The 14231-nt window shown below is 71.8% G+C and carries 11 protein-coding genes; 4 read left to right on the top strand and 7 right to left on the bottom strand.

Annotated features, from left to right (window positions below):
• Positions 1–21: 21 nt before the first annotated feature.
• Complete coding sequence (locus tag IE316_RS04830; RefSeq protein WP_190202863.1) at positions 22–696, bottom strand: Crp/Fnr family transcriptional regulator; 675 nt, start codon at positions 694–696, stop codon at positions 22–24.
• Positions 697–1149: 453 nt separating this feature from the next.
• Here IE316_RS04830 and nth point away from each other — a divergent pair, with 453 nt between their 5' ends.
• The 3 genes from nth to IE316_RS04815 all read left to right on the top strand — a co-directional run bounded on the left by nth (position 1150) and on the right by IE316_RS04815 (position 4180).
• Positions 1150–2145: an endonuclease III gene (gene nth, locus IE316_RS04825; RefSeq protein WP_190203275.1), complete on the top strand. Its 996-nt coding sequence runs from the start codon at positions 1150–1152 to the stop codon at positions 2143–2145.
• Positions 2146–2197: 52 nt separating this feature from the next.
• Positions 2198–2887, top strand: coding sequence for an NUDIX hydrolase (locus IE316_RS04820; RefSeq protein WP_190202862.1), 690 nt, complete (start codon positions 2198–2200; stop codon positions 2885–2887).
• Positions 2888–2980: 93 nt separating this feature from the next.
• The gene (locus IE316_RS04815) at positions 2981–4180 is read left to right on the top strand and encodes a MarP family serine protease (RefSeq protein ID WP_190202861.1); all 1200 of its coding nucleotides are present in this window, start codon (positions 2981–2983) and stop codon (positions 4178–4180) included.
• A gap of 9 nt (positions 4181–4189) precedes the next feature.
• Here IE316_RS04815 and IE316_RS35295 read toward each other — a convergent pair whose 3' ends face one another.
• From IE316_RS35295 to IE316_RS04790, 6 genes are all read right to left on the bottom strand, one after another.
• Positions 4190–4372 carry a hypothetical protein gene (locus tag IE316_RS35295; protein WP_229910196.1) on the bottom strand — a complete coding sequence of 61 codons (183 nt, stop codon included), beginning with the start codon at positions 4370–4372 and terminating at the stop codon, positions 4190–4192.
• Positions 4373–4520: 148 nt separating this feature from the next.
• On the bottom strand, positions 4521–5471 hold the full coding sequence (locus IE316_RS04810; RefSeq protein WP_190202860.1) for an alpha/beta fold hydrolase: 951 nt from the start codon (positions 5469–5471) through the stop codon (positions 4521–4523).
• Entirely contained in the window at positions 5468–5956 is a 489-nt protein-coding gene (locus IE316_RS04805) for a phage holin family protein (RefSeq protein ID WP_190202859.1), read from the bottom strand. The genes IE316_RS04810 and IE316_RS04805 overlap by 4 nt, the downstream gene beginning before the upstream one ends.
• Before the next feature lie 286 nt (positions 5957–6242).
• Positions 6243–7667 (bottom strand): Na+/H+ antiporter NhaA, encoded by a 1425-nt coding sequence (nhaA, locus tag IE316_RS04800; RefSeq protein ID WP_190202858.1) that lies wholly within the window; start codon positions 7665–7667, stop codon positions 6243–6245.
• Between the two features lie 258 nt (positions 7668–7925).
• Positions 7926–9881: an acetate--CoA ligase gene (gene acs / locus IE316_RS04795; protein WP_190202857.1), complete on the bottom strand. Its 1956-nt coding sequence runs from the start codon at positions 9879–9881 to the stop codon at positions 7926–7928.
• A gap of 377 nt (positions 9882–10258) precedes the next feature.
• Positions 10259–12592 carry a bifunctional SulP family inorganic anion transporter/carbonic anhydrase gene (locus tag IE316_RS04790; protein WP_190202856.1) on the bottom strand — a complete coding sequence of 778 codons (2334 nt, stop codon included), beginning with the start codon at positions 12590–12592 and terminating at the stop codon, positions 10259–10261.
• Between the two features lie 333 nt (positions 12593–12925).
• On the opposite strand from IE316_RS04790, the gene IE316_RS04785 reads away from it, so the two are divergent.
• A complete protein-coding gene (locus IE316_RS04785) occupies positions 12926–14194 on the top strand; it encodes a polysaccharide deacetylase family protein (protein ID WP_190202855.1) in 1269 nt (422 codons plus the stop codon).
• Positions 14195–14231 lie beyond the last annotated feature (37 nt).

The raw sequence follows: 14231 nt of genomic DNA, 5'->3' as shown, positions 1-14231 counted from the left end.
GTGCTCCCCGCGCGGGGGCCGTCAGCGCGAGCGCTTCGCCAGGCGCTCGACGTCCAGGAGGATCACCGCGCGGGCCTCCAGGCGGAGCCAGCCGCGCTGGGCGAAGTCGGCGAGGGCCTTGTTGACCGTCTCCCGGGAGGCGCCGACCAACTGGGCCAGCTCCTCCTGCGTGAGGTCGTGCACCACGTGGATGCCCTCCTCCGACTGCACGCCGAAGCGCCGGGAGAGGTCCAGCAGGGCACGGGCGACCCGGCCGGGGACGTCCGAGAACACCAGGTCCGACATGGCGTCGTTGGTCTTGCGCAGCCGGCGGGCGACCGCGCGCAGCAGGGCGGAGGCCACCTCCGGGCGGGCGTTCAGCCAGGGCTGGAGGTCGCCGTGGCCGAGGCCGAGCAGCTTGGCCTCGGTGAGCGCGGTGGCCGTCGCGGTGCGCGGGCCCGGGTCGAACAGCGCCAGCTCGCCGATCAGCTCGCCGGGGCCGATGACGGCCAGCATGTTCTCGCGGCCGTCGGGGGACGTGCGGTGCAGCTTGACCTTGCCCTCCGTGACCACGTAGAGGCGGTCTCCGGGGTCCCCCTCGTGGAAGAGCGAGTCACCACGGGCGAGGGTCACCTCACTCATGGAGGCGCGGAGCTCCGCGGCCTGCTCGTCGTCGAGCGCCGCGAAGAGCGGGTTGCGCCGCAGAACGTCGTCCACGAGTTCTCTCCTATTCGACCTGCTCAGGGGATCTTCTTCCCCCGGTGTACCAGGGGTCCGTGGTGCCCATTTTGCCGGACGGTCCAAACAGTGTGATCTGTCACAAGGATGCCGTACACCTGTCCCGGGGTACGCGGCAGGGGTCCAATTGGGCGCCGATCTTCGGGGTCCGGGGCGGATGTCGGTGCCGGGCCGTAGGCTGGCCGGGTGTCCAAATCGCCGGTGGGAGCGCAGGCCGAGGGGGCTGGACGGGTGGGTGCACGGCGCGATTCCGCTGTGGGCGAACAGGGCCCTGATGGCGGTAGGGAAACGGCGAACGCGACGGACTCGACGCACGCGGCACATGCGTCGAGTGTGACGAGCAAGACCGGCAAGACGAGCAAGACGAGCAAGACGAGTACGACGAGTACGACGAGCAAGACGAGTACGACGACGAGGACGAGGACGGCGGCGGTGAGCGAGCCCGGGGAGCAGCCGGAGACGGCCGGCAAGAAGGCGACGACGGCAGCCGGGAAGACGGCAGCGGCCGGGAGGAAGACCTCCGCTGCCAGAAAGACCTCCGCCGCCGCCAAGAAGCCGACGCCCGCCGCCAAGAAGGCGACCCCCGCCAAGAAGGCCACGCCCACCGCGAAGGCAGCCCCCGCGAAAACGGCGGCCTCCGCCAAGCCGCCCCGCGAGGAATCCCGTACCGCCCTCGTCCGCCGTGCCCGGCGGATCAACCGCGAGCTGGCCGAGGTGTACCCGTACGCCCACCCCGAGCTGGACTTCGAGAACCCGTTCCAGCTCCTGGTGGCCACCGTCCTGTCCGCCCAGACCACCGACCTGCGCGTCAACCAGACGACCCCCGCCCTCTTCGCCAAGTACCCCACCCCGGAGGACCTGGCCGCCGCCAATCCGGAGGAGGTCGAGGAGATCCTCCGCCCCACCGGTTTCTTCCGGGCCAAGACCAGGTCGGTGATAGGGCTGTCCAAGGCGCTGGCGGAGCAGTTCGGCGGTGAGGTCCCCAGCCGTCTGGAGGACCTCGTCAAGCTGCCCGGCGTCGGCCGCAAGACCGCCTTCGTCGTCCTGGGCAACGCCTACGGCCGCCCCGGCATCACCGTCGACACCCACTTCCAGCGCCTGGTGCGCCGCTGGCGGTGGACCGAGGAGACCGACCCAGACAAGATCGAGGCCGCCGTCGGCGCGCTGTTCCCCAAGAGCGACTGGACCGACCTTTCGCACCACGTGATCTGGCACGGCCGCCGCATCTGCCACGCCCGCAAGCCCGCCTGCGGGGCCTGTCCCATCGCCCCGCTCTGCCCGGCGTACGGCGAGGGCGAGACGGACCCCGAGAAGGCGAAGAAGCTGCTCAAGTACGAGAAGGGCGGCTTCCCCGGCCAGCGGCTGAACCCGCCGCGGGCGTATCTGGAGGCGGGCGGCAGGCCGGCCCCGCCGCTGGGTGCCGGATGACGGAACGATCCCGGGGACCCCGGGCGTTGGACAAGGCGGAGCGGGGGTGGCGATGACGCGAGCGAGCGGTGTCGGGGACGTGGTGCTGGACCGTACGGGCCTGCCGGGCTGGCTGGACCCGGTGGTGCGGGCCGTGGCGGCGGTGCGGCCCACTCAGCTCAGCCGTTTCCTGCCGCCCGAGGACGGCGGCGGCCGGCAGTCGGCCGTGCTGATCCTGTTCGGTGAGGGCGAGCGCGGGCCCGAGCTGCTGCTGATGGAGCGGGCCGGTTCGCTGCGCTCGCACGCCGGGCAGGTCGCCTTCCCGGGCGGTGCCCTGGACCCGGAGGACGGCGATCCGGCGGGCGACGGCCCGCTGCGCGCCGCGCTGCGCGAGGCCGAGGAGGAGACCGGCCTCGACCCGGCCGGGGTGCAGCTCTTCGGGGTGCTGCCCAAGCTCTACATCCCCGTCAGCGAGTTCGTCGTCACCCCCGTACTGGCCTGGTGGCGCGAGCCCAGCCCGGTCGGCGTGGTGGACCCGGGCGAGACGGCGCGGGTGTTCACCGTGCCCGTGGCGGATCTCACGGACCCGGCCAACCGGGCCACCGCCGTCCACCCCAGAGGCCACACGGGCCCGGCATTCCTGGTCGAATCGGCCCTGGTGTGGGGGTTCACCGCCGGTCTCATCGACCGTCTGCTGCACTTCGCGGGCTGGGAGCGGCCCTGGGACCGCGACCGCCAGGTCCCGCTGGACTGGCACGCATGACAAGGTGGGCGCCGGGCCGTGCCGTCCGGGGGACGGCGGCCGGGCTCCCGGCCGGGCGGAAGCGAGCGGAATGACGAGGCGAGGCTACAAGCGGTGAACGTGCTGGACATCCTGTTGCTGGTCGCCGCCGTCTGGTTCGCGGTCGTCGGCTACCGCCAGGGCTTCGTCGTCGGCATCCTCTCGGTGATCGGTTTCCTCGGCGGCGGCCTGGTCGCCGTCTACCTACTGCCCGTCATCTGGGACGCCCTGACGGACAACGCGGAGGTGAGCACGACCGCCGCCGTGGTCGCGGTCGTCGTCGTCATCGTCTGCGCCTCGGTCGGCCAGGCCCTGACCACCCATCTGGGCAACAAGCTGCGCCGGTACATCACCTGGTCGCCGGCGCGCGCCCTGGACGCCACCGGTGGCGCCCTGGTCAACGTGGTGGCGATGCTGCTGGTCGCCTGGCTGATCGGCTCGGCCATCGCGGGGACCACGCTGCCCACGCTCGGCAAGGAGGTCCGCGGCTCCCGGGTGCTGCTCGGTGTCGCGCGGGCGCTGCCCGAGCAGGCCGACACCTGGTTCGCGGACTTCTCCACCATCCTCGCGCAGAACGGCTTCCCGCAGGTCTTCAGCCCCTTCTCGGACGAGCCGATCACCGAGGTCCGGCCGCCCGACCCGGCGCTCGCCCGGAGCAGGGTCGCGGTCCAGGCGCAGCGCTCCATCGTCAAGGTGACCGGCACCGCCACCGGCTGCGGCAAGGTCCTGGAGGGCACCGGCTTCGTCTTCGACCACCGCCGGGTCATGACCAACGCCCATGTGGTGGGCGGCGTCGACGAGCCCACCGTCCAGATAGGCGGCGAGGGCCGCGCGTACGACGCGACGGTCGTCCTCTACGACTGGGAGCGCGACATCGCCGTGCTCGACGTACCGGAGCTGCGGGCGCCCGTGCTGCGGTTCGCCGGCGAGGACGCCTCCAGCGGGGACGGCGCGATCGTCGCGGGCTTCCCGGAGAACGGGTCGTACGACGTGCGCCCGGCGCGGGTGCGCGGGCGCATCACGGCCAGCGGCCCGGACATCTACCACCGGGGCACCGTCCGCCGTGACGTGTACTCGCTGTACGCGACCGTCCGCCAGGGCAACTCCGGCGGACCGCTGCTCACCCCCGACGGCGAGGTGTACGGCGTGGTGTTCGCCAAGTCCCTCGACGACGCGGAGACCGGTTACGCGCTCACCGCCGACGAGATCCGCGAGGACATCGACCGGGGGCGGACCGCCAACCAGCAGGTGGACAGCGACACCTGCGCGCTGTAGCGGCCGGGCTCAGCCGCGGGTATGACGCAGGCGTACGGTGACCCAGCGGGCGCGGCGGCGCAGGATGTGCGGAATGCCCACCCGGAGGTCCGTGCCCGCGAGTTGCGGGGCAGCGCCCCGCTGGTGGGGGCTCACACCGTTCGGGGAGCGACGGGTGCGTGCTGCGTCACTGTAGTCGTGCGTCCAGCCCATACCCCGACGTGTGCCCCCGCCCCAAGGTCCATAACCGCCGGGAAGGCTCCCAATTGGCCTATGCGCCGGGCATTTGGCCGTTGGTCGGACAGGCTGACCGGTCCGGATACCGGGCGCACCCGTCCGTTCACCGGGCGCCCCCGTCCGTTCACCGGTCGGGCTCGGGGTCCCGCAGCCAGTTGATGAGTTCCGTGGAGAAGGCCACCGGGTCCTCTTCGTGCGGGAAGTGGCCGAGCCCGTCGAACAGCCGCCAGCGGTACGGCGCTTCGACGTACTCCCCGCTGCCCGCCGCGCTCCGGGTCCGCAGTACGGGGTCCAGCGAGCCGTGCAGGTGCAGCGTCGGCACCCGCACCGGCCGCTTCATGCGCCGGTTGAACTGGATGCCGTCGGGCCGGGCCAGGGAGCGCACCATCCAGCGGTACGGCTCGATCGAGCAGTGCGCCGTGGAGGGGATGCACATGGCGCGGCGGTAGACCTCGACCGCGTCGTCCTCGGGGAGCCGGGGCCCGGACCACTCGCGGATCAGCTTCCCCACCAGGGCGCCGCCGTCGGCGGTGAGCTGCCGCTCCGGGATCCAGGGCCGCTGGAACCCCCAGACGTAGGAGCCGGCGCGGGTCTGCCGGGCGTCCCTGAGCATGGCCGAGCGCCAGCGGCGCGGATGCGGCATCGAGGTCACCGCGAGCCGCCGGACCAGCTTGGGCCGCATCGCGGCGGCCGTCCACGCCAGATAGCCGCCCAGGTCGTGGCCGACCAGCGCGGCGTCCGGCTCGCCGAGCGAGCGGATGACGCCGGTGATGTCCAGGGCGAGTCCCGCGGGGTCGTAGCCGCGGGGGGTGCGGTCGCTGCCGCCGACGCCGCGCAGGTCCATGGCGACCGCGCGGAAACCGGCGTCGGCGAGCGCGACGAGCTGGTGCCGCCAGGTCCACCAGAACTGCGGGAAGCCGTGCAGCAGCAGGACCAGCGGCCCGTCGCCCAGCTCGGCGATGTGGAACCGGGCACCGTTGGCGGCGACGTCCCGGTGGATCACCTCGCGGTCACCGGGGACGGCGAGGCGTACGACCGAGAAGGGTTGCGCCGATGGGGTGGCGGGATCCGTCATGAGGACGAGCGTGCCACAGCCTCGATGGCGGCGGGGCCCCGGTTCTCGGGCAGTTCCGGACGCGGGTGCGGCTTGGCCTTCTGGAGCACGCCCGCCGACTGCTTCACGGAGGCGGCGACCTTCTGCGGACCGCGGCCCTTCTTCGCCTTCTTGGCGAAGACCACGCCGATCAGCGCGAGGAGGCCGGCGACGAGCACATTGGCGGCGAAGGACAGCAGGAAGCAGACGGCGAGGTTCCAGTGGCTCCAGGTCCGGATGCCGTACGCCAGCGCGAAGTTCAGCATCGGGAGCGAGAACACCAGCACGGCGCCCGCTAGCGAGAACGCGCCCCCACTGGTCGCCCCGCGCTTGACGTCGTTCTTGAGCTGCGCCTTCGCCAGCGCGATCTCGTCGTGCACGAGCGCCGACAAGTCGCTGGTCGCCGAGGCGAAAAGCTGGCCGATGCTGCGTTCGGTGCCGACCGGGCTGCCGTCGGGTGCGCTCATCGCGGTCTCCCTCTTCCGCGAGCCCTGCGGCGGGCGCTGACTCAGACTCGGACTGCTCGGGTGCTGACTCAGGCGCTGCTCGGGACTCGTCTGCGTGATCGTCTGCGGGCTGTGCTGCGTGTTCTGGTACGGGGTTCTGCTGCTGCGTGTGGTGTACGGGGTTCTGCGGCGTGTCGGGTACGGGGTGCTGGGGCCTGTCGTGCGCGGTGTTCTGCTACGTCTTGTATTACGGGGTTCTGCTACGTCTCCTGCTGTACGGTCCCGTCTTTTGTACCGTCTCGTCAGATCATGCCGGACGGCCGCCCTCCTCGCCTGCCCCGCCCGACACTTCGGCAAGCCGCGCCCGCTCCTTCTCCCGCGCGATCCGGCGGTGCTCGGCGGCCTTCTCCTCGTAGATCGCCGCCATCCGCAGGTGGTACGCCGGGTCGTCCTCCTCGTACACATCGGGTACGCCGCTGTGGTCGTCGTCGCGCTCCTCGGCCTCGCACAGGGCGCGGTACTTGGCGTTGCGGATCTTCAGCAGCACCGTGGCCAGCAGGGCCGCGATGAGGGAGCCGGTGAGGACGGCGGCCTTGACCTCCTCGGTCATCGTCGCGTCGCCCTCGAAGGCCAGCTCGCCGATGAGCAGCGACACGGTGAAGCCGATGCCGGCCAGGGTCGCCACCGCGAACACGTCCGGCCAGGAGAGGTCCTCGCTGAGCGAGGCCCGGGTGAAACGGGCCGTCAGCCAGGTGCCGCCGAAGACGCCGAGCGTCTTGCCGACGACCAGCCCGAGGAGCACGCCGAGCGTCTCCGGTTTGCCGAACACATCGGCCAGCGCCCCGCCCGAGAGCGGGACACCGGCGCTGAACAGGGCGAACAGCGGCACGGCCAGTCCCGCCGACAGGGGGCGCACGAGGTGCTCGATGCGCTCGCCGGGGGAGTGTTCCTCGTCCTCGTGGCGGTGGCAGCGCAGCATCAGGCCCATGGCGACGCCGGCGATGGTGGCGTGGACGCCGCTGTTGTACATCAGCGCCCAGACGACGAGGCCGAGCGGCACGTACACGTACCAGCCGCGGACGCCCGTGCGCAGCAGCAGCCAGAAGACGGCGAGGCCGGCGACCGCGCCGCCGAGCGCGGCGAAGTTCAGCGACTCGGTGAAGAAGACCGCGATGATCAGGATGGCGAAGAGGTCGTCGACGACGGCGAGGGTGAGCAGGAAGGCGCGCAGGGCGCTGGGCAGGGAGGTGCCGATCACGGCGAGCACGGCCAGCGCGAAGGCGATGTCGGTGGCGGTGGGCACCGCCCAGCCGGCCAGGGAACCACCGCCGAGTCCGCTGGTCAGGGTGGAGACGAGGGCGGGGACGGCCATGCCGCACAGCGCAGCGGCCACCGGCAGCGCGGCGGCCCTGGGGTCCTTGAGGTCGCCGGCGACCAGTTCGCGTTTGAGTTCGATACCGGCGACGAAGAAGAAGATCGCGAGGAGTCCGTCGGCGGCCCAGTGCGCGACCGAGAGGTCCAGGCCGAGCGCCGCGGGGCCCAGGTGGAAGTGGCTGACGCTCTCGTAGCCGTCCCGCAGCCCCGGGATGTTCGCCCAGGCCAGCGCGGTGATCGCGGCGACGAGCAGCAGGACACCGCCGACGGTCTCGGTGCGCAGGGCGTCGGCGACATAGGTCCGCTCGGGCAGCGAGAGACGGCCGAACAGCTTGCCGGTGGTGCGGGGCGCGGGCACGGAAGGGCCTCCGGGGGTGGGCAGCACGGATCACTTGCCGACCAGACTTCCCGGCACACCATTCGCGTTGTCGTACTTACGCTCTCATTACCCTACCCAACCTGCCGCGACCAGGCTCGTCGGCGAGGGCGCACCCGCACGGGGGCACGCGGCGTGGTGCGCGCCGGGTGCCCCTGGGTGCGGGCGTCGCTCGGTCCTCGCGCTGTGCTGGGTCCTCGCGCTGTGTTCGGTTCTCGGGCTGCTCGGTTCTCGGGTTGCTCAGTCCTCGCTGGGGGCCGCCGGGAGCTTGTCCTGGATGAGCCGCATGACGCTGCTGTCGGTCAGCGTGGTCACATCACCCAGGGCGCGGTTCTCCGCCACGTCCCGCAGCAGCCGGCGCATGATCTTGCCGGAGCGGGTCTTGGGCAGCTCGGCCACCGGCAGGATCCGCTTGGGCTTGGCGATCGGGCCGAGCGTGGCGCCGACGTGGTCGCGCAGCTCGGCGACCAGGGTGTCGGTCTCCGCCGCCGAACCGCGCAGGATCACGAAGGCCACGATGGCCTGCCCGGTGGTCTCGTCCGCGGCGCCGACCACGGCCGCCTCGGCGACCGACGGGTGGGAGACCAGGGCGGACTCGACCTCGGTGGTGGAGATGTTGTGCCCGGAGACCAGCATCACGTCGTCGACCCGGCCGAGCAGCCAGATGTCGCCGTCGTCGTCCTTCTTGGCGCCGTCCCCGGCGAAGTACCGGCCCTCGAACCGGGACCAGTACGTGTCGATGAACCGCTGGTCGTCGCCCCAGATGGTGCGCAGCATCGACGGCCACGGCTCGGTGAGGACCAGGTAGCCGCCCCCGCCGTTCGGCACCTCGTTCGCCTCGTCGTCGACGACGGTGGCGGAGATGCCGGGCAGCGGGCGCTGCGCGGAGCCGGGCTTGGCCTCGGTGACACCGGGCAGCGGCGAGATCATCATCGCGCCGGTCTCGGTCTGCCACCAGGTGTCGACGACCGGGGTGCGGTCCGCGCCGATGTTCTTGCGGTACCAGACCCAGGCTTCGGGGTTGATCGGCTCGCCGACCGAGCCGAGTACGCGCAGGGAGGACAGGTCGAACTTGGCGGGGATGTCGTCGCCCCACTTCATGAACGTCCGGATCGCGGTCGGCGCGGTGTAGAGGATCGTCACGCCGTACTTCTGCACGATCTCCCAGAACCGGCCCTGGTGCGGGGTGTCCGGCGTGCCCTCGTACATGACCTGCGTCGCGCCGTTGGCCAGCGGGCCGTAGACGATGTACGAGTGCCCGGTGACCCAGCCGACGTCGGCGGTGCACCAGTACACGTCGGTCTCCGGCTTGAGGTCGAACACCGCCCAGTGGGTGTACGCCGTCTGCGTCAGATAGCCGCCGGAGGTGTGCAGGATGCCCTTCGGCTTACCCGTCGTCCCGGACGTGTAGAGGATGAACAGCGGGTGCTCCGCGTCGAACGCCTCCGGCGTGTGCTCGGCGGACTGGCCGTCGACCACCTCGTGCCACCACTTGTCGCGCGTGTCGTTCCAGGCGATGTCCTGGCCGGTGCGGCGGACGACGAGTACGTGCTCCACGTTCCCGGCGCGCTCGACCGCCTCGTCGACGGCCGGCTTGAGCGCGGAGGACTTGCCGCGGCGGTAACCGCCGTCGGAGGTGATGACCACCCGCGCGTCGGCGTCCTGGATGCGGGTGGCGAGGGCGTCCGCCGAGAAGCCGCCGAAGACCACGGAGTGCGCGGCGCCGATCCGGGCGCAGGCCAGCATCGCGATCGCCGTCTCGGGGATCATCGGCATGTAGACGGCTACCCGGTCGCCCTTGCGTACGCCCAGCTCCAGCAGGGCGTTGGCGGCCTTGGAGACCTCGTCCTTGAGCTGGGCGTAGGTGATGGCACGGCTGTCGCCGGGCTCGCCCTCGAAGTGGATGGCGACCCGGTCGCCGTGCCCGGCCTCGACATGCCGGTCGACGCAGTTGTACGCGACGTTGAGCGTGCCGTCCTGGAACCACTTGGCGAACGGCGGGTTCGACCAGTCCAGCGTCTCGGTCGGTTCCGTCGCCCAGGTCAGCCGGCGGGCCTGCTCGGCCCAGAAGCCGAGCCTGTCAGCCTTGGCCTGTTCGTACGCCTCTGCCGTGACGTTGGCGTGGGCGGCCAGGTCGGCGGGCGGCGCGAACCTGCGGTTCTCGGTCAGCAGGTTGGCCAAGGAGTCATTGCTCACGACATCTCCCTTTCCCAGGGTTGTCCGTTGTGTCCCAGGCCACAGCTCATCAGACCGCACGGTGCGATGACAAGGGTCGACGGCACATTGGTGTAGACCTTTCGCTGTGGCCGGGCGGGTGGAGCGGGGCGGCGGGGGTCGGTCCTGGTCCGGTCTGGTCCGGTCCTGGTCCGGTCCTGGTCCGGTAGTCCGGTCCCGGCCCGGTCCCGGCCCTGGTCCGGTGGCCCGGTGCCGCTCCCGGTCCGGCGGCGCGGTGCCGCCGGGCTCATCGGTACCCACGGACACCGGACCGTCATAGTTCAGCCCGGGCCTGCCTGGCCCGAGCCCCCCCCAGGCCGGGCCCGGTGGGTCGGGCCCCACCGGCCCCGACCCACCGGTCACACGGGCTGCTCCGCCCCCCGTACGGGGTCGAAGACCTGCGTGCCCGCCGCCTCGGTGAGCAGGTACGACTGGGCCTCGCCCACGTGGAAGTACATGCCGTGCAGCTCCAGCCGGCCCTCCCGCAGGGCGCGGTCGACCGCCTCGTGGGCCCGCAGGTGCGCCAACTGCTGGACCACGTTGGTCAGGCAGAGCCGCTCGGCCGCGTCGGCGGGCCGGCGCCCGGCCAGCGGCGCCCAGGAACCGTCGTCCTCGGTCATCCGCGCCACGCTCGGCTGCCCGTGCCGCAGCCACCGCTTCAGCGGCGTCTGCGCGCCCCCGGGTTCGCAACTGAGCAGCGCCTGCATCGCGCCGCACCCGGAGTGCCCGCACACCGTGATGGACCGCACCTCGAGCACCTCCACGGCGTACTCGATGGCGGCCGCCACCGAGTCGTCGCCGCTCTCCGCGCCGGGCAGCGGGACGAGGTTGCCCACATTGCGCACCACGAAGAGGTCGCCGGGACCACTGGAGGTGATCATCGAGGTGACCAGCCGGGAGTCGGCGCAGGTCAGGAACAGTTGGGAGGGTTGCTGACCCTCGCGGGCCAGCCGGGCCAGCTCGCCGCGCACCAGGGGCGCGGTGTTGCGTTGGAAGGTGCTGATGCCGCGGGCCAGGTCCCGTCCGCTGTGCCTGCCGGGCCGCTCGGGCTGTCCGGGCGGGGGCGTGGACCGCGGGCGGTCGCACTGGTGGTTGCGCCAGGCCGTCCAGGGGCGGCAGCGGCAGTTGCCCGAGTCGGCGGGCTCGGACAGGTGTGTGCCGGGGCGGCGGCCGGTGATCTCGACGGAGCCGCCCTGCGCGGTGTGCGTCTTCTGCCAGTCCTGGAGCGTCTCGTACGCCGCGTGGTCCATGAACGAGCCGTCCAACTCCACGACGGCGTCGACCCCATGGGGCACGAGATGCAGGGCCCGGCTGAGCCGCGGGACCGCGAGGAACGTCAACTGGCCTCGTACTCGTACGTGGTGGACTCCTTCCGTCTCGACGTGGGTGATACGGGTGCGGGTCAGGCGGTGCAGGGCGACACCGACGGCGAAGGCGATGCCCAGCGCGACGCCCTCCAGCACCCCGAACGCCACCACCCCGCAGGTGGTGACCGCGTACACCAGCACCTCACGGTGGCGGGTCACCGTGCGGATGTGGTGCAGGGACACCATCCGAAGGCCGACCGACATGACCAGGGCCGCGAGCGAGGCGAGCGGGATCAGCTCCAGGACCGGGACCATCAGCAGTGTGGCGATCACTACGAGAACGCCGTGCAGCATCGTGGAGTTCCGGCTGACGGCACCCGCTGTGACATTCGCGGTGCTGCGCACGGCGACGCCCGCGAGGGGCAGGCCGCCGAGGGCGCCGGAGACGATGTTGCCGGCTCCCTGACCGAGGAGTTCGCGGTCGAGGTGGGAGCGCTGGACGCGGCCGGAGAGGTCCGGGCGGGCGGCGACCAGCTTGTCCACGGCGACCGCGCCGAGCAGCGACTGCACGCTGCAGACGAGCGTGATGGTGAGGACGGCGGCGATCAGGCCGAGCACCGGTCCGTCGGGCAGCGCGGCCAGGGCGTGGCTGCGCCAGGACGGCAGGTCGACCTTGGGCAGGCGGAGTCCGGCGAGGGCCGCGACGGCGGTGGCCCCGGCGACGGCGACGAGCGCGGCCGGGACCTTGCGCAGCACGCCGCCGGCCCGGCCGGGCAGCTTCGGCCAGAGGAACAGCAGGGTCAGGGTCAGCGCGCTGACCGACACATCGGCCACATGCAGGCCCGCCAACTGGGCGGGCAGCGCCCGCAGGTTGTCGGGGACGGCGCTCTGCGGGGTGCCGCCGAGGACGATGTGCAACTGGGCGACGGCGATGGTGACGCCGATGCCGGCCAGCATGCCGTGCACGATGGCGGGGCTGACGGCGAGCGCGGTGCGCGCCACCCGCAGGCAGCCCAGGGCGAGTTGGGCGAGGCCGGCGAAGACGGTGATGGCGCAGGTGGCGCGCCAGCCGTACTGCTGGATGAGGTCGGCGGTGACCACCGTGAGGCCGGCGGCGGGTCCGCTGACCTGGAGCGGGCAGCCGCCGAGCCGCCCGACGACGATCCCGCCCACGGCGGCGGCGACGAGGCCGGCCTGGAGCGGGGCGCCGGTGGCCAGGGCGATGCCCAGGGACAGCGGGAGCGCGATCAGGAAGACCGCGACGGCGGCCGAGGCATCGGCGCCCGCGATACGGAACCGGGGGCGCCGGCCGTGCGGCGGGCTGTGGGGCGGGTGGACGTGCTCGGCCGGGGCCGAGTCGGTACGGGTGGGAACGCAGGCTGACATGGTGTTTCCCGTCTCCTCCGGGGCTGCGCGGTCGCGGTCTGGGGGGTCCCCGCGCGGGGCGGGGGTGGTCGCGGCCGTGGGTCACGGCGTACAGCGGCGGGATGACCCGCGCGAACGGTCGCGTCGGGTAAATGGATCGTAATGCAAAGTAAAGGGCGAGAATAAATTTATCGCGCAAATGGAGTAATGGATCACTCATCATGGTGATCCACGCATTTGATCGGCTTGTCGTATTAATTCCTTCTCGATCCCGTGCGACCTTGGCCGCGCTCATCAGCGATTGGCCCGAGAGAAGCCCGAAGAAGCCCGAGAGAAGGAAGAAGGTGGGCGGACATGGCCGCCACCCAGAAGATCGCCGCGGGCACCGCGATCGCCGCGCTCTGCGCCGCGACGCTCGCAGGCTGCGGAACCGGCAGCGAGGATTCCGGAGACGCCGCCCACGGCCCGCAGAAGGGCGGACAGGCCCAGGCGCCCAAGAACGCCGTCCGGCTGATCGGCGACGGCTCCACCGCGTACACCGGAGCCCAGCCGAACCTGCCCAGACCCGAGCGGCTGCGGCCCGGCCGCAAACCCCCGCAGTTCGTGGTGTTCTCCTGGGACGGCGCGGGGGAGGACAGCCAGAAGCTGTTCTCCCACTTCCGCGAGGTGGCCAAGGAGAACAACGCCACGATGACGTTCTTCCTGAGCGGCGTATACCTGCTCCCGGAGGAGAAACGGGACCTGTACCGGCCGCCGCAGCACTCCCCGGGCCGCTCCGACATCGGCTTCAACGACGCGCAGGGCATCGCCGACACCGTCGAGCAGTTGCGCCTGGCCTGGCAGGAGGGCCACGAGATCGGCACCCACTTCAACGGTCACTTCTGCGGCGCGGGCGGCGTCGACGAGTGGTCGGTGGAGGAGTGGAAGGACGAGATCGCCCAGGCCAAGCAGTTCGTGAAGACCTGGCGGACCAACACCGGGTCGCGGACGGCGGCACCCTTGCCCTTCGACTACGACAAGGAGTTGATCGGCGCCCGCACCCCGTGCCTGGAGGGCCGGAAGAACTTCACCCGGGCCGCCGCCGAACTGGGCTTCCGCTACGACAGCAGCGGCGTCGACAACCAGGTCTGGCCGAAGAAGAAGCGCGGGCTGTGGGACCTGTCCATGCAGCTCGTGCCGTTCCCCGGGCACTCCTACGAGCAGCTCACCATGGACTACAACTTCATGGTCAACCAGTCGGGCACCAGCACCCAGGGCGACCCCGACATGTACGAGTACTGGGGCGACCAGATGCGCGACGGCCTCCTCCAGGGCTTCCAGCGGGCGTACGACGGCAACCGCGCGCCCCTGATCATCGGCAACCACTTCGAGTCCTGGAACGGCGGCACGTACATGCGCGCCGTCCAGGAGGTGGTCGAGGCGGTGTGCGTCAAGGACGACGTGCGCTGCGTCTCCTTCCGCCAGCTCGTCGACTGGCTGGACGCCCAGGACCCCGAGACCCTGCGCAAGCTGCGGGCCCTGAAGGTCGGCCAGGCCCCGAAGAAGGGCTGGGCGTCCTACCTGTCGGCCGACCCCGCCCCGGCGCCCAAGGGCGTGCCGGGAGCGCCGGCCGCCAAGCCGTGACTCCCGGCGGCGCACGTCCCACCGGGGGCGCGCGTCC

It is taken from the genome of Streptomyces fumanus (genome assembly GCF_014655295.1).
Lineage (GTDB): Bacteria > Actinomycetota > Actinomycetes > Streptomycetales > Streptomycetaceae > Streptomyces > Streptomyces fumanus.
Note: the sequence above shows the minus strand (reverse complement) of the source record. Positions and strands in the feature narration are given on the sequence as shown.